Source organism: Mycobacterium sp. NGS15, assembly GCF_059813245.1.
The window spans coordinates 97498-113825 of record NZ_JCALEF010000003.1 but is presented as its reverse complement, the minus strand read 5'-3'; the positions used below and the strand labels follow the sequence as shown (position 1 = coordinate 113825).

Annotated in this window: 19 protein-coding genes and 1 pseudogene; 7 read left to right on the top strand and 13 right to left on the bottom strand. The window is 64.6% G+C overall.

Annotation, left to right across the window (positions count from 1 at the left end; genetic code table 11):
• Positions 1 to 63: 63 nt before the first annotated feature.
• From AC5Y5C_RS08215 to AC5Y5C_RS08205, 3 genes are all read left to right on the top strand, one after another.
• Positions 64 to 492, top strand: a complete 429-nt coding sequence (locus tag AC5Y5C_RS08215) for a nitroreductase family deazaflavin-dependent oxidoreductase (RefSeq protein ID WP_499970879.1) — start codon at positions 64 to 66, stop codon at positions 490 to 492.
• A gap of 230 nt (positions 493 to 722) precedes the next feature.
• A complete protein-coding gene (locus tag AC5Y5C_RS08210; RefSeq protein WP_499970877.1) occupies positions 723 to 1601 on the top strand; it encodes a metal-dependent hydrolase in 879 nt (292 codons plus the stop codon).
• The gene (locus tag AC5Y5C_RS08205; protein WP_499970875.1) at positions 1598 to 2758 is read left to right on the top strand and encodes a PDR/VanB family oxidoreductase; all 1161 of its coding nucleotides are present in this window, start codon (positions 1598 to 1600) and stop codon (positions 2756 to 2758) included. Before AC5Y5C_RS08210 ends, AC5Y5C_RS08205 begins: the two co-directional genes overlap by 4 nt.
• Here AC5Y5C_RS08205 and AC5Y5C_RS08200 read toward each other — a convergent pair.
• Positions 2742 to 3266, bottom strand: coding sequence for a TetR/AcrR family transcriptional regulator (locus AC5Y5C_RS08200; RefSeq protein WP_499970874.1), 525 nt, complete (start codon positions 3264 to 3266; stop codon positions 2742 to 2744). The genes AC5Y5C_RS08205 and AC5Y5C_RS08200 overlap by 17 nt on opposite strands.
• A 198-nt stretch (positions 3267 to 3464) precedes the next feature.
• Between AC5Y5C_RS08200 and AC5Y5C_RS08195 the strand changes: the two genes are divergently transcribed.
• A complete protein-coding gene (locus AC5Y5C_RS08195) occupies positions 3465 to 4322 on the top strand; it encodes a lysophospholipid acyltransferase family protein (RefSeq protein WP_499970873.1) in 858 nt (285 codons plus the stop codon).
• Positions 4323 to 4327: 5 nt separating this feature from the next.
• On the opposite strand, the gene nusB is transcribed toward AC5Y5C_RS08195, so the two are convergent.
• Genes nusB through AC5Y5C_RS08180 form a run of 3 tightly spaced genes read right to left on the bottom strand, consistent with a single transcriptional unit; the run spans position 4328 to position 6527 of the window.
• Positions 4328 to 4801, bottom strand: a complete 474-nt coding sequence (gene nusB, locus AC5Y5C_RS08190; RefSeq protein WP_499970872.1) for a transcription antitermination factor NusB — start codon at positions 4799 to 4801, stop codon at positions 4328 to 4330.
• Complete coding sequence (efp, locus tag AC5Y5C_RS08185) at positions 4794 to 5357, bottom strand: elongation factor P (RefSeq protein ID WP_499970870.1); 564 nt, start codon at positions 5355 to 5357, stop codon at positions 4794 to 4796. Before efp ends, nusB begins: the two co-directional genes overlap by 8 nt.
• Before the next feature lie 36 nt (positions 5358 to 5393).
• Complete coding sequence (locus tag AC5Y5C_RS08180; RefSeq protein ID WP_499970868.1) at positions 5394 to 6527, bottom strand: M24 family metallopeptidase; 1134 nt, start codon at positions 6525 to 6527, stop codon at positions 5394 to 5396.
• Positions 6528 to 6559: 32 nt separating this feature from the next.
• Here AC5Y5C_RS08180 and AC5Y5C_RS08175 point away from each other — a divergent pair, with 32 nt between their 5' ends.
• Complete coding sequence (locus tag AC5Y5C_RS08175; RefSeq protein WP_499970866.1) at positions 6560 to 7084, top strand: B-4DMT family transporter; 525 nt, start codon at positions 6560 to 6562, stop codon at positions 7082 to 7084.
• Here the strand turns inward: AC5Y5C_RS08175 and aroQ are convergent.
• The 5 genes and pseudogenes from aroQ to AC5Y5C_RS08150 form a co-directional block, all read right to left on the bottom strand.
• Positions 7057 to 7491 carry a type II 3-dehydroquinate dehydratase gene (gene aroQ / locus AC5Y5C_RS08170; protein ID WP_499970865.1) on the bottom strand — a complete coding sequence of 145 codons (435 nt, stop codon included), beginning with the start codon at positions 7489 to 7491 and terminating at the stop codon, positions 7057 to 7059. The two genes, AC5Y5C_RS08175 and aroQ, sit on opposite strands and share 28 nt — an antisense overlap.
• The gene (aroB, locus tag AC5Y5C_RS08165) at positions 7488 to 8597 is read right to left on the bottom strand and encodes a 3-dehydroquinate synthase (protein ID WP_499970863.1); all 1110 of its coding nucleotides are present in this window, start codon (positions 8595 to 8597) and stop codon (positions 7488 to 7490) included. The genes aroQ and aroB overlap by 4 nt, the downstream gene beginning before the upstream one ends.
• A 136-nt stretch (positions 8598 to 8733) precedes the next feature.
• A pseudogene (locus tag AC5Y5C_RS08160) lies at positions 8734 to 9240 on the bottom strand (shikimate kinase); the annotation flags it as partial.
• On the bottom strand, positions 9237 to 10475 hold the full coding sequence (gene aroC / locus AC5Y5C_RS08155) for a chorismate synthase (protein ID WP_499970861.1): 1239 nt from the start codon (positions 10473 to 10475) through the stop codon (positions 9237 to 9239). The gene aroC and the pseudogene AC5Y5C_RS08160, both read right to left, overlap by 4 nt.
• Before the next feature lie 66 nt (positions 10476 to 10541).
• Positions 10542 to 10982 carry a prepilin peptidase gene (locus tag AC5Y5C_RS08150; protein WP_499970859.1) on the bottom strand — a complete coding sequence of 147 codons (441 nt, stop codon included), beginning with the start codon at positions 10980 to 10982 and terminating at the stop codon, positions 10542 to 10544.
• A gap of 37 nt (positions 10983 to 11019) precedes the next feature.
• On the opposite strand from AC5Y5C_RS08150, the gene AC5Y5C_RS08145 reads away from it, so the two are divergent.
• Together AC5Y5C_RS08145 and AC5Y5C_RS08140 are read left to right on the top strand one after the other, a co-directional pair.
• Positions 11020 to 11817 (top strand): methyltransferase domain-containing protein, encoded by a 798-nt coding sequence (locus AC5Y5C_RS08145; protein ID WP_499970857.1) that lies wholly within the window; start codon positions 11020 to 11022, stop codon positions 11815 to 11817.
• A 9-nt stretch (positions 11818 to 11826) separates the two neighbouring features.
• Positions 11827 to 12546: a TetR/AcrR family transcriptional regulator gene (locus tag AC5Y5C_RS08140; RefSeq protein ID WP_499970855.1), complete on the top strand. Its 720-nt coding sequence runs from the start codon at positions 11827 to 11829 to the stop codon at positions 12544 to 12546.
• On the opposite strand, the gene AC5Y5C_RS08135 is transcribed toward AC5Y5C_RS08140, so the two are convergent.
• The 4 genes from AC5Y5C_RS08135 to ruvX all read right to left on the bottom strand — a co-directional run bounded on the left by AC5Y5C_RS08135 (position 12529) and on the right by ruvX (position 16326).
• Positions 12529 to 13542, bottom strand: a complete 1014-nt coding sequence (locus AC5Y5C_RS08135; RefSeq protein ID WP_499970853.1) for an AurF N-oxygenase family protein — start codon at positions 13540 to 13542, stop codon at positions 12529 to 12531. The two genes, AC5Y5C_RS08140 and AC5Y5C_RS08135, sit on opposite strands and share 18 nt — an antisense overlap.
• Positions 13543 to 13705: 163 nt before the next feature.
• Complete coding sequence (locus AC5Y5C_RS08130; protein ID WP_499970852.1) at positions 13706 to 14524, bottom strand: shikimate dehydrogenase; 819 nt, start codon at positions 14522 to 14524, stop codon at positions 13706 to 13708.
• 18 nt (positions 14525 to 14542) lie between these two features.
• Positions 14543 to 15829, bottom strand: a complete 1287-nt coding sequence (gene mltG, locus AC5Y5C_RS08125; protein WP_499970851.1) for an endolytic transglycosylase MltG — start codon at positions 15827 to 15829, stop codon at positions 14543 to 14545.
• Complete coding sequence (ruvX, locus tag AC5Y5C_RS08120; RefSeq protein ID WP_499970850.1) at positions 15826 to 16326, bottom strand: Holliday junction resolvase RuvX; 501 nt, start codon at positions 16324 to 16326, stop codon at positions 15826 to 15828. Before ruvX ends, mltG begins: the two co-directional genes overlap by 4 nt.
• Positions 16327 to 16328 lie beyond the last annotated feature (2 nt).

Sequence of the window (16328 nt, the reverse complement as noted above, 5' to 3'; positions counted from 1 at the left end):
ACCTCGTTGTCGTCCGTAACAGGCCGTTAGGCTCGACCCGGCACCGAGAGAATCGAGACGGCAATGACCGAACCATCAGGCACCGAGCAATCATTCAACGAGGCCAACATCGCCGAGTTCCGCGCCAATGGCGGCAAGGTCGGCGGCCAGTTCGAGGGGTTTCCGCTGATGCTCCTGACGAGCACCGGGGCCAAATCCGGCGCACAACGCGTGAATCCGTTGGCGTATTTCAATATCGACGGCAAGGCCTACATCGTCGGTTCGTCGGCGGGCAGGCCGAAGAATCCGGCCTGGGTGGCGAACCTCCGCGCCAACCCCAATGTCGAGGTCGAGATCGGCGCCAATCCGAAGTCCAGCGCCACGGCCATCGAACTCCCCCGCGCCGAACGTGATCGGATCTTTGAGATCGTGAAGCAACGCGCTCCCGGATTCGCCGAGTACGAAACCTTGACCGACCGAGTGATTCCGGTGTTCGAGATTCGGCTCGGGTAGCCCACCGACATCGATAGCCAGACACACTCGACAATCGGTTAATAGCTGCCGGGAACACACATGCAGATCGCGGGTCCGCCGCCGCCATAAAATGTGATGTGGAACACGATCCACCGGCAGGTGTGGCACGAACGACGAGTGATGAGACGCATTTCCCATGTTACCGTTTGTTCAATTCGAGTGAAGAATGTCACTCATGGTCGCTTTTTCAGTGTTGAAGGGCGGTTTTCATGACATCGATTCATGAGCCACAGGACATCACGATTCGTGCGCGGAACGTCTCGTTCGATTTGAGCGAGACGCCGCTGCACTGGATTCCGAACGAGCCCGCCGCGTCCAACACGCTCAGCGTCTTGCACATCATGGTCCCCGAAGGGGAACGATGGTTCTGCGAGGCATTTGCTGAAGCGTTGCCGTACGTCAAGGACGAGAAGCTCGCGCACGATATGCGGGGCTTCATCGGCCAGGAGGCCATGCACGCCGAGGTCCATGACAGGGCAGTCGGCGAATTCCTTGAGGCGCGCGGCATCAACACCGCGCCGTACCTGCGTCATGCCGAGTACCTTTTCCGTAAGGTGTTGGCGCCCAAGCAAACACGGTCGACACGGGTGCGCTACAACGACCTGATCCAGCGCCTGTGGTTGATCGCCGCCATCGAGCATTACACGGCGGTGCTCGGAGATTTCGCCCTGAATGCCACCTGGAGCGAACACGGCGCCGACCCGACGATGACGGACATCCTGCGGTGGCACGGCGCGGAGGAAATGGAACATCGCAGCGTCGCTCACGATGTCGCGAACTACTTCCATGCCAGCTACTTCCAGCGATGTCGGGCGATGATCTTGTCGATCATCGGGCTATCCGTGTTGGTCCATCGCGGGGCGCTGTTGATCCTTCGCGAGGATCCGTCCATCAACTACTCCTACCCCCGGGTATGGGTCGAGTACTTCAGGGCCGCACGCCGTGGGTTGTTACCCAAGCTCGGCTTCTTGGTTACCTCAACGCTCAGTTATTTCCGGCCCAGCTTCCATCCCGAGGAGGTTGGCTCCACCGCTCAGGCGGTGGCCTACCTGGCGGCCTCGCCCGGCGCGAGAAGTGCCGCACTATGAGCGCAGGCGCCACGGCGACACGCCCCGGCGGATCGTACTTCCTTCCCGCCGACACCGAGATCGCGAAGACTCCCCCCGATATACGCGGAAGATACTCGCGCGATCCGCTGCTGGTAGTCGGCGGCACCGCGGCCAAGGTATGGCTCGGTCTATTCGCGCGGCTGGCCAAGACCGGAGAAACCCATGAGGTCAACCGGATACGCACGCTGAAAGTCATCCGGCGAGAGGTCGTCGCACACGACGAGAACGTCGTCGCGCTGACCCTGTCCGCTGCGGACGGCGGTGAGCTGGAGCCGTGGACGGCCGGCGCACATCTGGACTTGCTGTTGGAGTCCGGCCGCATGCGCGAGTACTCGCTCTGCGGCGACCCTGCCACCCGTGACAGCTACCGAATCGCCGTGCGCCGGGTGCCCGAGGGTGGCGGGGGCTCGATCGAGGTGCACGACAGGCTGCATACCGGATCCCTGATACGAATCAAAGGGCCGAGAAACGGACTGCCCATGGCCGTGCCCGGCCACGGGTCGCCTGCGCGTCGCCTCAGATTCGTGGCCGGAGGAATTGGCATCACACCGATACTGCCGATGCTGATGACCGCCGAGCGACTCGGACTGGATTGGTCGATGGTCTACACCGGGCGCAGCCGTGACTCGATCCCGTTCCTGGACGAACTCGCGATCTTCGGGGACAAGATCACCGTACGCACTGACGACGAACACGGACTGCCCACTGCCGCCGATCTACTCGGCGATATTCCGGCTGCTACCGCCGTGTACTGCTGCGGCCCCGTACCAATGCTCGAAGTCCTGCGCGCTGCGTTGATCGACCGCGACGACGTGGAACTGCACTATGAACGGTTCTCGGCCCCGCCGGTAGTGGATGGTGCGGCATTCACCGTCGTCCTGGCCCGCAGCGGCGATCGGATCGCGGTGTCCCCCAACGAGAGTGCGCTGGCAGCCATTCTGCGCCGCGATCCGAATGCGGCGTACTCCTGCAAGCAAGGCTTCTGCGGAACCTGCGAGGTGAAGGTCGTTTCAGGCGCCGTCGACCACCGCGACAGGTTACTCACCGCCTCCGAACGAGGCGCAGGAGCCATGCTGACCTGTGTATCCCGCTGCGCGGACCGCTCGGGCAACGGAGAACTCACCATCGACCTGTGATCTGCCGCAGCGCGTCGAGTGCCGTTCGGAGCATGAGTCTTTGATCTGCCTCGCCCCCCTCACGCAACCAGCGTTCGGTCATCAGGGCCGCTAGCCGTCCCACCGTGGACACGGCAACTTCGGCCTGGAGGCGGTCACCAGTTCGCCGCTCCACGACGTCGGACAGAGCTTCTTCAAGCCTGCGAATGTCTTTGTGCAGGTGTTCGAACAGGCTCGGATTGTCATCGATCAGCGCCAAAATCTGTGCCATGTCGCCGCGCGATTCGCGCACGATGGCCCAGAGGAGATCAGCGAGATCGTCGACGAGTGGCCTGGTGCCGGCAAGAAACTCATCGACGGCTTGCGTCGGCATGACGATTTCGCCGGTACCCAGCACGGCGTCCTCTTTGGTGGCGAAGTAGTTAAAAACCGTACGAGTAGACACGCCTGCCCGTGCCGCGATCGCCTCCGCCGTCACCTTCGCTACGCCAAATTCGGCGGCCAACTCCCAGGCAGCCTGGTGAATCACATTCCGCGTGTGCCGTGCTTTGCGTTGCCGTACCCCGACCTTCGTTTCGAAGTCCTGCATATCGCAATCATCCCCTACCCCGCCAGAGCCCCCGGCGCCGCACAACAGAGTGAGGGACGTCACGTTGGCAATAATTTTGCACTACTGCAATATTGTAGCTAAGAGATGCGGAGATCTGCCGATGCCGAGAGGAACACCATGATCGACCTTTCCGGGCAGTACGAAAAGGACACGAGTCGCGCTGACCGGCTCAGGACACAGTTCGCCGCGTACAGCCCTGTCGCCGACAACGTCGTTGCGCTGCTCAACCCCTATATCGAGGGCCTCGACAACCTTCCGCCCGACGGACGGGTATTGCTGGTTGCCAACCACACCTTGAGTCCCAGCGCGGACGTCCTACTGGCGCCCTATGTGGCCGGCCGTCATCTCGGTAGGCAGGTCCGCCAGCTTGCTCACAGGATGTTTGGCACGATCCGGAACGTCAATGGATTAACCGCCGATCTGTTCGATGCGGCCGGTGCGGTGATCGGCAGTCCGGAGAATGCCGGCGAGCTGATGCAGGCCAACGAACCCGTACTCGTCTTTCCCGGCGGCGGAAGGGACCTGGCCCGAGGCAGGGACCAGCTCAACCAGATCGACTGGGGTGAGCGAAAAGGGTTCGCCCGCATAGCGATCGAGCACAACTATCCGATCGTCCCCGTCACGCTGGTTGGTCCGGACCACTTTTATCAGGTCCTGACCACCCGAGAGGGCTTGTGGCGCAAGGTCACCGGCTCGGTCGGCAAGCGGTTATCCGGTATGGAGGAGATACCCGCCCTGACTGCGGGTATCGGATTTACCCCGATCCCCTACCCACAGCGGCTCTACCTACGCTTCTCTCCACCCATCGACACCACAAAGCCGCAACGCGTCTCCGGCGAACGGTGGGTGACCCAGATCCGCGAAAAGACCAAAGAAGCCATCGAAACCAGCATCACCGAGCTGCTGGATACTCGCGGCCAGGACCCCTACCGTCACCTAGCACCCTGGGCCAGAGACCGGGCGATCGCGGCGTAACCCGGTTACGGCGAAGCGTTGCCCCGGATATGCGGGGTGACCAGCATCAGCTGTCCCAGTACCCCATTCACGAAGGCGGGCGAGTCATCGGTCGAGAGCTGCTTGGCCAGCTCGACCGCCTCGTCGACAGCGACCACCTCGGGTACGTCCTCGGCGTGCAGCAGCTCCCACACCGCAACCCGCATAATCGCGCGATCCACCGCGGGAAGCCTGGCCAGCGTCCAGCCCTGCAGGTGCGAGGCGATCAGCTCGTCGATGTGGACGGCATGCTCGGTGACACCGTGCGCGACCATCACGGTGTACGGGTTCAGCGGTTCCACGTCCGGCTTCGACTCCGCCAAACTGCGTCGCTCGTCGGCCACCGCGGCTGCCGTCATATCCCGCGCTTCGGCCTCGAAAAGTAGATCCACGGCCCGCTTACGCGCCTTGCGACGGCCTCCCTTGGCAGACGCCCGGCCCGTCGAGCCGGTTTCAGCCATTCACGCGGCCGAGGTAGCTGGCGTCACGCGAATCAACCTTGAGGCGGTCACCGGTGTTGATGAACAACGGAACCTGGATCTCGGCGCCGGTTTCCATCGTGGCCGGCTTGGTGCCCGCGCTGGAGCGGTCGCCTTGCAGACCCGGCTCGGTGTGCGTGACCAGAAGCTCGACGGTCACCGGGAGCTCGATGTACAGCGCGGCACCCTCGTTGAACGCGACCTGCACGGTCATGCCCTCCAACAAGAAGCGCGAGGCGCCGCCGACCAGCTCCGGAGAAAGGTGATGCTGCTCGAAATCCTGGCTGTCCATGAACACGAACGAGTCACCATCGCGGTACAGGTAGGTGGTGTCGCGGCGGTCGACGGTCGCCGTCTCGACCTTCACACCCGCGTTGAAAGTCTTGTCGACGACCTTGCCTGACAGCACGTTCTTGAGCTTGGTGCGCACGAACGCCGGTCCTTTACCGGGCTTCACGTGCTGGAACTCGGTGATCTGCCACAGCTGACCATCGATGTTGAGCACCAGGCCGTTCTTGAAATCGGCGGTTGAAGCCACAGTCGTCTGTCTCCTTGCGTAACTGTTCAGTACTGCTCAATTGATGACGGTGAGTTCCTTGGGGAACCGGGTCAACAGCTCCGGCCCGTCGGGCCGCACCACGAGCGTGTCCTCGATCCGGACTCCGCCCCGGTCGGGCAGGTAGACCCCTGGCTCGACTGTCACCGCCGAGCCAGCAAGCAGTGTACCGGTGGCGCCGGCACCGATACCCGGTGCTTCGTGGATCTGCAACCCCACCCCGTGTCCGAGGCCGTGGCCAAAGTTCTGTCCGTATCCGGCAGCGGCGATGACATCGCGGGCCGCGGCGTCCACACCCTTAAGCGATGCTCCGGGAGCCAGCGCCTCCCGCCCCGCCGCCTGCGCGACCAGCACGAGTTCGTAGATCTCCTGCTGCCACGGCGATACCGACCCCAGCACCAGGGTCCTTGTCATGTCGGAGTGGTATCCGGCAACCAGCGCGCCGAAGTCTATCTTCACGAAATCGCCATCGGCCAGCACCGCGTCAGTGGGCCGGTGATGCGGGATCGCCGAGTGCGGCCCCGTGGCGACGATCGTCTCGAATGACGTGCCGTCCGCCCCGTGCTCACACATCAGGTTCTCAAGGTCACGCGCCACGTCACGCTCCGTGCGTCCGGGCCGGATTCCGCCAGTCTCGATCAACGCAGCCAACGCGGTATCTGCTGCAGCACACGCCCTTTCAAGTAAGAGGATCTCGGACTCGTCTTTCACCTCCCGCAATTTCTCGACCCGATTCGGTGCCCGGACAAGCTCGATATCCGCCGCTGCCGATGTCAGCTTGTCGTATCCGTCGACGGTGACCACATGACTTTCGAAACCCGCACGCCCGCTCTCGGCCAACGCGACCAGGGCCGCGCCGTACCCGCGGTCGATCAGGGCACGCAGGTCTGGAACCTGGGCAGCAGCCTGGGTGCGGTAGCGGCCATCGGTGCACAGCACGGTCGCCTTCTCGTCCGGCCCGTCCCCAGCTGCCACCCACAGCGCCGCCGCCGACCCGGTGAAACCCGTCAGATAGCGGATGTTGACCAGATCGGTGACCAAAAGCGCATCGAGTCCGTCTGCGCGCAGCCCCTCGCGGAGCCGTTCCCTGCGGCCGGTATGGCCGAGGACCGCACCCGAGGTTCTTCGCGCAAGCTGCTCATCACTCTTCACAGCTGTCGACGCTACCGCGATACGCTGGGCCCATGCCCGACGGTGGAACACGTTCTATGACGACTCAATGGCTCACCCGCGGCGCCGTCTTCGCCATCCTCATGGTGCTGATCCGTGTGGTGCAGGGACTGGCCATCAGCATCTGGGAGACCCACGGCACCCTGATCAACATCGTGCTGGTCCTGGTGTTCGTCGCGGCGGTGACGGCCTGGGCGATCGCGGATGGCCGCGGCGACGCGGGGCGCAATCCCGATCCGGATCGCCGCGAAGATCTAGCCATGTGGTGGCTGCTGGGCGGCATCTTCGCCGGAGCTGTCAGTGGTCTGGTGGTCTGGTTGATCAGCCTGTTCAACGACGGGATCTACGCGGCGAGCATCCTCGCCGAGCTCACCACCACTGCGGCGTTCGTGGCCCTACTGGTGTTCGCGCCGGCCATGGTCGGCGTCTTTGTGGGCCGGCTTCTGGTGGACCGCAAAGAAAAAGAGCACGCCGCGCTACAGCAATCCGATACCGACGTGTTCCAGGCGGTTCACGAAGAAGAAGTGGTCACGAAGTAGCGCAGGGCCAGCAGGTATCCCTGCACGCCCAGCCCGACGATCACCCCGGTAGCCAGCGCGCTGAGGTACGACTTGTGCCGGAACTCTTCGCGGGCATGCACATTCGAGATGTGCACCTCGATCAGTCCAGCGGTCAACTCTGCGCACGCATCGCGTAACGCCACCGAGGTGTGGGTGAACGCGCCTGCGTTCAGGATCACCGGATCCTTCGCGTCAGCGGCATCGTGGACCCAGCCGAGCAGTTCCGCTTCGCTATCGGTCTGCCGGACCTGAACGTCCACACCCAACGAGCCCGCCTCGGACTGAATGAGCGACACCAGCTCCGCGTAGGTGACGCTGCCGTAGACGGCGGCCTCGCGTTTGCCGAGACGGCCCAGGTTGGGGCCGTTGAGAATCTGGACTGTCACAACATCACTCCCTCGCCAGAGCTCGGACTGGCCACCACCGAGTACGCGGCGGCCAGCAGCGACGGATCGGGACCTTCCAACCGTCCCGGCTTGGCCAACCCGTCAAGCACCACGAAACGCAGTATGCCCGAGCGGGTCTTCTTGTCACCCTGCATGGATTCGACGAGTTGTCCCAGCGCGTCGGCGTCGTAACGTGTCGGCAGCCCGAGAGCCGAGAGCACCCGAGCATGCCGATCGGCGGTCTCGTCGTCCAGACGCCCGGCCAACCGCCCCAGTTCCGCGGCGAACACCAGACCGACCGACACCGCAGCGCCATGGCGCCACCGGTACCGCTCACGTCGCTCGATGGCATGTCCGAGGGTGTGGCCGTAGTTGAGGATCTCGCGCAGCTCGGCCTCCTTCTCGTCGGCCGCGACCACTTTCGCTTTGACCGCGATGGAGCGTTCGATGAGCTCACGCAGCACCGGCTTGGACGGATCGATCGCGGCTTGTGGATCCGCCTCGATGAGATCGAGGATCACCGGGTCGGCGATGAACCCGGCCTTCACCACTTCGGCCATACCGGCGACGATCTCGTTGCGCGGCAACGAGTCGAGGGTCGCCAGATCCACCAATACCGCGCCCGGCTGGTGGAACGCGCCGACGAGGTTCTTGCCCGCCTCGGTGTTGATACCCGTCTTTCCGCCGACCGCGGCGTCAACCATCGCAAGCAGTGTGGTGGGTACGTGCACCACCTTCACTCCCCGTAGCCAGGTGGCCGCGGCGAAGCCTGCGGTATCGGTGGCAGCTCCTCCCCCAAGGCTGACGACGGCGTCTTTGCGTCCGATCCCGATCCGGCCCAGCACCTCCCAGATGAAGCCGAGCACGGCCAGATCCTTACCGGCCTCAGCGTCGGGAATCTCGACCCGGTGCGCTTCGATACCGGTGTCGGCCAAAGTCTTCCGTATTTCCTCGGCAGTCACAGCGAGGGTGGGCTGATGCAGGATCGCCACCTTGTCGGAACCCTTGAGGGCGCCCACCAACTCACCCAACAGACCCGTCCCCACGATGACCGGATAGGGCGGATTCACCTCGACGGTGATCATCGTCGGTTCGGCGCTAGTCATTGTCGGCTCTTTCCTTGGTGTCGGTTCCGGAAGGGTCGGTATGGGCTGTGGCGGTACCGCCCGAGGTGCGCCGCCGCGAACGGGGACGGCGACGGGGACGGCGACGCCGCGACGAGACGGGTCCTGTACCGCCCTCGGGGTTCTCCAGCCGCGAGACGATCATCCGCACCACAGCGCCGGGGTTTCGCCTATCGGTGTTGACCTTGATGGTGGCGACCTCGCGGTACAGCGGCACCCGCTGCGACATTAGGGCGTGATACTTTTCGGCGCGGTCCGGTCCGGCTAACAGCGGGCGCACCACGCTTCCTCCGGTCCGCCGAATCCCCTCCGCGGCACTGATTTCCAGATACACCACAGTATGCCCGGCGAGCGCTTCCCGAACTCCTGGAGTGAGCACGGCGCCGCCGCCGAGCGAAACCACGCCATCGTGTTGATCAAGTGCCTGCCGAATCACCGATTCCTCGATGCGCCGAAATTCCTGTTCTCCATCGGTGGCGAAGATGTCGGCGATGGTGCGTCCGGCGGCTGTCTCGATGCCGATGTCGGTGTCATAGACGTTGACGTCCAACGCTTTTGCCAGCCGACGGCCGATGGTGGACTTACCCGATCCGGGAAGCCCGACAAGAACGGCTTTGGGGCTCATCCCGCTGTGTTAGCCGCTCTTCGCGCGAGCTGCTCATCGGAAAATTCCTGGCGTGGCTCCCGCTGCGCCACCGCATCCAGGTACGCACCGACATTGGTCTTCGTCTCGGACAGCGAGTCGCCACCAAACTTTTCCAGCGCGGCACGGGCCACCACCAGTGCGACCATCGCCTCGGCGACCACCCCAGCGGCCGGTACTGCGCACACATCGGAACGCTGGTGAATCGCGACAGCTTCGTCGCCGGTGGACATGTCGACGGTCGCCAACGCCCGCGGGACGGTGGAGATGGGCTTCATGGCGGCACGTACCCGCAACGGCTGGCCGTTCGTCATGCCGCCTTCGAGGCCGCCGGCACGATTGGTGGAGCGCAGGATGCCGTCGGGGCCCGGGTAGATCTCGTCATGCGCGACACTGCCCCGCCGGCGGGCGGTCGTGAATCCGTCGCCGATCTCAACACCCTTGATGGCCTGGATCCCCATGATGGCCGCGGCCAGCTGGCTGTCCAGCCGGTCATGCCCGCTGATGAACGACCCAAGTCCGACAGGCAGTCCCGCGACCACGACTTCCACCACCCCACCGAGGGTGTCGCCGTCCTTCTTGGCGGCCTCGATCTCATCGATCATCGAAGACTCGGCCTGTGCGTCAAACGCCCGCACCGGGCTGGCATCGATGGCGGCAAGGTCCGCAGCGCCGGGAACCGGCCCGTCGTACGGCTCGGAGTCGCCGATAGAGATGACATGCGAGATGACATCGACGCCCAGTGCCTGCTTGAGGAAGGCCTTGGCGATGGTGCCCACCGCCACACGGGCCGCGGTCTCGCGCGCGCTGGCTCGTTCGAGAACCGGCCGGGCGTCGTCGAATCCGTACTTGAGCATGCCTGCATAGTCCGCATGCCCGGGACGCGGCCGTGTCAGCGGCGCGTTACGCGCGATGTTCTCCAGTTCAGCAGGGTCGACCGGGTCCGGAGACATCACGGTCTCCCATTTGGGCCATTCGGTATTGCCGACCTCGATGGCCACCGGTCCGCCCAAGGTCAGGCCGTGTCGCACGCCGCCGACCATGGTGACCTGATCGGCCTCAAAGGCCATGCGCGCGCCGCGGCCGTACCCCAGACGGCGACGCGCCAACTGCCTGCCAATGTCCTCCGATGTCAGTTCGACACCGGCGACCATGCCTTCCAGGACCGCGACCAACGCGCGTCCATGCGATTCACCTGCCGTAATCCAGCGCAACACGGGAGCCATTGTCCCATGCGGGCACGTCGGTCTTCCAAATCGATCGGGACAGTGGATGGTTCTTTGTCAGATACCCGGTATCAGGGCGAACAGCCCGACGGCCACTGCGGTCGCCAGGCACATCGACGGTCCGTGTGGCACCGACACTCCCCGGCGTCCGCACGCGAGGAGCAGCATGCCGATCAGACCGGTGACCAGCGGCGCACCGATCGCCGCCAGAAACCACACGTCCAGCCCGAATGCCCCGGACAGGCCGCCGGTGCCGAAGGCGAGCTTGACGTCCCCGGCCCCCATCGCACGCGGCGACAGCAGGTGCGTCACCAGGTACACGCCAGTCAGCGCCACGGCACCCGCCACCATCGGCGGACTGCGGTCGAACATCGCCACCGCGACGACCCCTGCGGCAGCGGGCAGGGTGAGCCAGTTCGGCAGCCTGCGGTACCTGATGTCGAAATACGACAGTGCAGCCATCCAGCACAACACCGCCACCCCCGCCCCGTAAATCATGTGGGGAATGTAGCGCCGCGAGGCTAGATTCGGAACAGTGACGAGGACACCGAAGACACAGTGGAGCCCGCAGGAATACAGCAGATTTGGCGACGAACGCAGTCGCCCCTTCTACGAGCTTCTTTCTCGAGTGCCGGCCTCGGCTCCGCGAACCGTCGTTGACTTGGGTTGCGCCAGTGGAATCTTGACTGTCGACTTGGCCCGCCGGTGGCCCAGCGCATCGGTACGGGGACTGGATTCCTCCGCCGAGCTCCTCGCCACCGCCCCCGTCGATCTGCCGGCCAATCTGCGTCTCGAACAAGGCGATATCGCGGACTTCAAGGCCGAGGGCGTAGACGTGCTGTTCACCAATGCGGCCCTGCAGTGGCTTCCGCAACACCGCGAGCTCATCGCGGCATGGGCCCAGCAGCTCAATCCAGGCGGCTGGCTGGCATTTCAGGTTCCAGGCAACTTCGGCGCACCCTCGCACGCGCTGATGCGCCAGGTGGCCGAATCGCCGCGTTGGGCACCGCGACTGGGCGGGGTACTGCGCGGAACGGAGAGCACCGACGGAGCCGAAGGGTATGCGCGCCTGGCAATTTCGGCCGGATTGGTTCCAGATGCCTGGGAGACGACATACGTGCACCTGCTCGCGGGCGAGGACCCCGTGCTGCGATGGGTGCACGGCACCGGGCTGAGACCTGTCGTGTCGGCACTCTCGGCTGAGGAATTTGCCGAGTTCGAGGACGAATACGCCGGACTGTTGCGCCACGCTTACCCGCGCTCGGGCGATGTGACACCGTTCGGATTCCGCCGGATCTTCTGTGTGGCATCCAAGCCGGAAGTGGGTCGATAGACTCAGCCGGTGCCGGATACCAACGCCAAGGAACGCGCGCTGACCGGGCATGAGGCCCGCTGGGAAAGGCATAACTCCGCCCGCCAGACCCGCATCGTGGAATCTGCCGTCGCGCTGCTCGATGAAACGCCGCCCGGCACCGAGATTCCCGTGCAGGCGATCGCCAAGCGGGCAGAGCTGGCCAAATCCGTGGTGTACCGACAGTTTGAGGGACGCGAGGATCTCGATCGCCGGATCCGCTCATATCTGCTGCAGGACTTCGATACGACAATCTCGTCGCAGCTCGATGTCACCAAGGGTTCCATCAACGACATCGCCACCAGAACCATTCGGGCCGTACTGGATTGGATGACCGACTATCCGCATCGCTATGAGTTCATGGGCTCCGGCACCACCGACGAGGATCCTGCCGTCGACGCCGTCAGCACCGTCAAGGTGCGCATGGAGCAACGCGTACGGGGGGTACTGATCCCGATCACCGAACTACTCGGAATCGACTACAGTCCCTTCGAATCGGTGACATACGCGGTGGTGACGATGGTCGAAGGGACCCTCTCCCGATGGATGCGGGAAACCGAACCCGTGCGCAACCGCACCGAGATCGTCGATGACCTCGCGAACTACGTCTGGTACGTACTGGACGGAGCCGGCCGTTCGATGGGCGTGTCCTTGGACCCGCAGACCGAGCTGATGGCGGCGATTGCCGAACTCTCAGGCGCCAACCGCTAGCGGCGTGCCCGCGTGTGAACGGTCGGGCTCGCTGCGGTAGCGCGACGGACGGCCGTCGATGTGCAGCACCTTCCACAGCGGACGCACCCACCACGGTCGCATTCCGATGTCCTCGGTCAGCTTGCGCATATCCCCGAAATACTCGGAAAGGGTGTGGCGAGCGTGCGCGCTGCGCCAGAAGGCCTGCTTGAAAACCTCACGCGGGATGCCGTATTCGGCAGCGAAGGACCGCGGCGGAATCATGATCTCGTTCGCCAGTAACTTCATGACGACCGGGAACAACAGGGTGCAGAGAGCCCGTTTGCGCGCGCTCATCAGCGGCATGTGCACGCGCAGGAATTCACCGGCGAAGGAGATGTGCCGCGCCTCTTCGGCGACGTGGATCTCCATCGTGCGCCGGACGGCCGGCGGCAGGTCGACGTCCTTGCGGATCAACGACTTCTGATAGTGGTCGATGGGCTCCTCGCCGCCGAGGATGCCGATAAAGAGCACCACATGGGCCCAACCGCCCGCCACGCCGATGATCGGCGAGAGCCTGCGGAACCACTTGCGCATGCCCGGGACGTCGTCACCGATACGGTTGACCAGCTCCTGGAACATCTGGATGTGGTTGCACTCCTCGGTCATCTCGTGGAGACAGTAACGGAACTCCGGCGAGCCGTTCGGCAGCTTCATGAGGTACTGCATCATGCCGCGAATCAGGATGCTCTCGAAGGCAAGCCCCACTTTGACGCTATTGGCCAGTCGCCATCGGCCGATCTCGATTTGGCGATCGAGCGGCAGATCCCGGTACCACTGCGTGGCGCCAAGGGTGTCCAGCTCCGGGTTCAGCACCCATCGCGGATCGTTGCGATCGATTTGGTAATCGGGTGCATCCCAGTCGATGTCCGTGAAGGGGTCGAAGTGCAGGCGCACCGAGCCTTCGGACAGCGTATGCAGGGTCTGCAGGTACTCCGCGTCGAAATCACTCGGCCCGGGGACGGTGTAAAGCGGCATTGCTTCCTCCTCGAATCACCCTCCAATTTACTGGGACGCGGCATCCCACGCAACACCTGATGGGACCAAACGTCCCACAAATTTGATTCCCGCAGGTCATGCTCCATCGCGAGTCTGAATCGCACGACGACCACCGGCTGTCACGACCGGATTTACCGTGTGCTCAGCGCAGGGCGGCGGCCATCGCCGCACGCGGCGCAGGCTGCCCGGTAAACAGCTCCACTTGGGTAAACGCCTGGTTCAGCAGCATCTCCAAGCCGCCGACCACCGCTGATCCCCGTCGTTGCGCCGCGGCAGCCAGATCGGTGGGCCACGGGTGATAGATGACGTCGAGAATCGCCGGAGCCGCCGCCAGAGCCTCCACATAGGCGGTGGCGGCTTCTGCGGGCACGGTGCTCACCAACACACCGGACGACGCGCACGCCGACGGCAGGACCGCATCATCGAAACCGGTCACCGCCGCCCGCACACCCACCCGCCGCGCCAATTCGAGAGCGCCCTGCGCTCGGGCGGCATCACGGGCCACCACCGTCAGGGACCGCACACCCATCGCCGCCAGCGCAACGATCGCCGGTCGCGCGGTGCCGCCGGCACCGACGATCACCGCCGTCTGCCCCGCGGGATCGATCCCGGCGCCGCGCAGTGCCCCGGAGACTCCGTCGACGTCGGTGTTGTCGGCATGCCAACCGTCGTCCGCGCGCACCAGCGTGTTGGCAGCACCGATCAACCGGGCGCGCTCGGTGCAGCTCGAGGCAGATTCCAAGGCGGCGAACTTGCCGGGCATGGTCACCGAGAAACCGACCCACTCGGGCCCGGCGCCGCCCACCACGTCGGGCAACTGCTCGGCCGTGCACTCGATACGTTCGTAGGTCCAATCGGTCAGACCCAGCGCGCGGTAGGCCGCCAGATGCAGATCGGGCGAGCGGGAATGCCCGATCGGTGATCCGAGCACCGCGGCACGGCGAGCCTCAGCCGTACTCATGCTCGTCGTCCACGAGGCTTATCGCGCACTGTCGAGGATGCCGTTCTTCTTGGCCAGCTCGATATTGGCCAGGTGCTCGTTGTAGTCGGCGGTGAACAACGTGGTGCCCTCGGCGTCGATCGTGACGAAGTACAGCCAGTCTCCCGGCTCGGGATGCTCGGCCGCCTGCAGCGCCTCCGGACTTGGCGACGAGATCGGGGTGGCCGGAAGCCCCTGCGACACATAGGTATTCCACAGCGTCTTGTTTTCCCGGTCGCGGTCGGTGGTCGCGATTTCTTGGCGGTCCAACGGATAGTTGACCGTGGAGTCGAATTCGAGCTTCTGATGCTTGGCGAGCCGGTTGTAGACCACTCGCGCTACCTTCGCGAAATCACGGGGCTTGGCCTCCCGCTGCAGCAGTGACGCCACCACCAATACCTCGTAGGGCGACAATCCGGCCGCATCGGCCTGCAACAGCCCCAGCTGCTGGTACTGCGCCGTGCTCTCCCGGATCAGGGATGCCAGGATCTGCTCCGGCTCGGCCATCGGGTCGAAGTCCCACCGCCCCGCGGCGATCAACCCCTCGATGCGGCGATGATCGTCGCGTACGGCGTTGACGCCGTTGGATGCCCACTCCGGGACGGCCAGCTCGGCCTGCGACGCCGTCGTGGCGGCCTGCCGCAAGTCCGAGGCGGCCACACAGTGTTTGTCTTCGTCCAGGTCCACGCAGGAGGCACGTGCGATGAGGGTGAAGATGCCCTCGGTGACCGCGCCGTTGGCCACCGCGGAGACATCATCAAGCTGACGCCCCTCAGGGATGACCAATAGACCGACTCGGTTCTCCTGCTCGGCCAGACGCGCGACGGCGTCCTTACCCGGGATCTTGGTGCGCAGCTTGTAGAAGCCGGGCTGAATCGCGGCGATGGACTGATTGCCTTGCGCGGCATCGGTGAACGCGCTCGGGGTGGCCACCACTCCCTCGTCCTTGAGACGCTGCCCGATGACCTTGGTGGTATCGCCGGGGTGCACCTCGAACACGAAATCCTTGACTCCGGACCCCGAGTAGTCGCTCACAGGGGCGTCGGCACCGAACAGGCTGTCCCATAATGTGGCTCCGCCGACGACGGCTGCGACCGTGATGATGACGACCAGTGCCAGGCCCGCCAGTCCGGCATTGCGCCGGCGCCGAGCTGCTGCCCTGCGTCGCGCTCGTTCCCGACGGGTCTCCCGGGGACGAGGTCCGACCGCCACCGGTACGGCCCGGCGGCCACCTCCCCAGTCGTCGTCGGGCTCCTGGCGATCGTCCCAATCGCGCCAGTCGCTCAACGCGTGCCCCCTTCACTGCCGCACCGGCGCCGCTGCTCAAGCCAATCCTGCAGAATGGCCACCGCTGCCGCCTGGTCGATGATGCCGCGCTGCTGACGAGACCGTACTCCTGCCTCACGCAGGGAACGCTGGGCGGTAGTAGTAGTGAAACGCTCGTCTACCAAGCGCACCGGCACCGGGGCGATTCGCTCGCCGAGCTCGCGGGCGAACCCAGCAGCGTCGCGCGCGGACGCCCCCGTTCCCTCACGCAGGTTACGCGGCAGGCCCACGACGACCTCGACCACGCCCAGCTCTTCGACCAACTCCATAATGCGGCGAAAATCGCTGTCTTGCTTGGTATCCCGCGCAACCGTCGCAACCGGAGTGGCAAGAATTCCGTCGGGGTCACTCGATGCGACGCCGATTCTGACGGTGCCCACATCTACGCCGAGACGACGCCCTCGACCCGGGTCGTCGGGGCCAGGACGATCCGGGATGGGGACTTCGCTATCAGGCACCC

Coding starts and splice junctions, on each gene's coding strand:
- AC5Y5C_RS08215 (WP_499970879.1), top strand. CDS start 64: ATGACCGAACCATCAGGCACCGAGCAATCATTCAACGAGGCCAACATC.
- AC5Y5C_RS08210 (WP_499970877.1), top strand. CDS start 723: ATGACATCGATTCATGAGCCACAGGACATCACGATTCGTGCGCGGAAC.
- AC5Y5C_RS08205 (WP_499970875.1), top strand. CDS start 1,598: ATGAGCGCAGGCGCCACGGCGACACGCCCCGGCGGATCGTACTTCCTT.
- AC5Y5C_RS08195 (WP_499970873.1), top strand. CDS start 3,465: ATGATCGACCTTTCCGGGCAGTACGAAAAGGACACGAGTCGCGCTGAC.
- nusB (WP_499970872.1), bottom strand. CDS start 4,801: ATGGCTGAAACCGGCTCGACGGGCCGGGCGTCTGCCAAGGGAGGCCGT.
- AC5Y5C_RS08175 (WP_499970866.1), top strand. CDS start 6,560: ATGCCCGACGGTGGAACACGTTCTATGACGACTCAATGGCTCACCCGC.
- aroB (WP_499970863.1), bottom strand. CDS start 8,597: ATGACTAGCGCCGAACCGACGATGATCACCGTCGAGGTGAATCCGCCC.
- AC5Y5C_RS08150 (WP_499970859.1), bottom strand. CDS start 10,982: ATGATTTACGGGGCGGGGGTGGCGGTGTTGTGCTGGATGGCTGCACTG.
- AC5Y5C_RS08135 (WP_499970853.1), bottom strand. CDS start 13,542: ATGCCGCTTTACACCGTCCCCGGGCCGAGTGATTTCGACGCGGAGTAC.
- AC5Y5C_RS08130 (WP_499970852.1), bottom strand. CDS start 14,524: ATGAGTACGGCTGAGGCTCGCCGTGCCGCGGTGCTCGGATCACCGATC.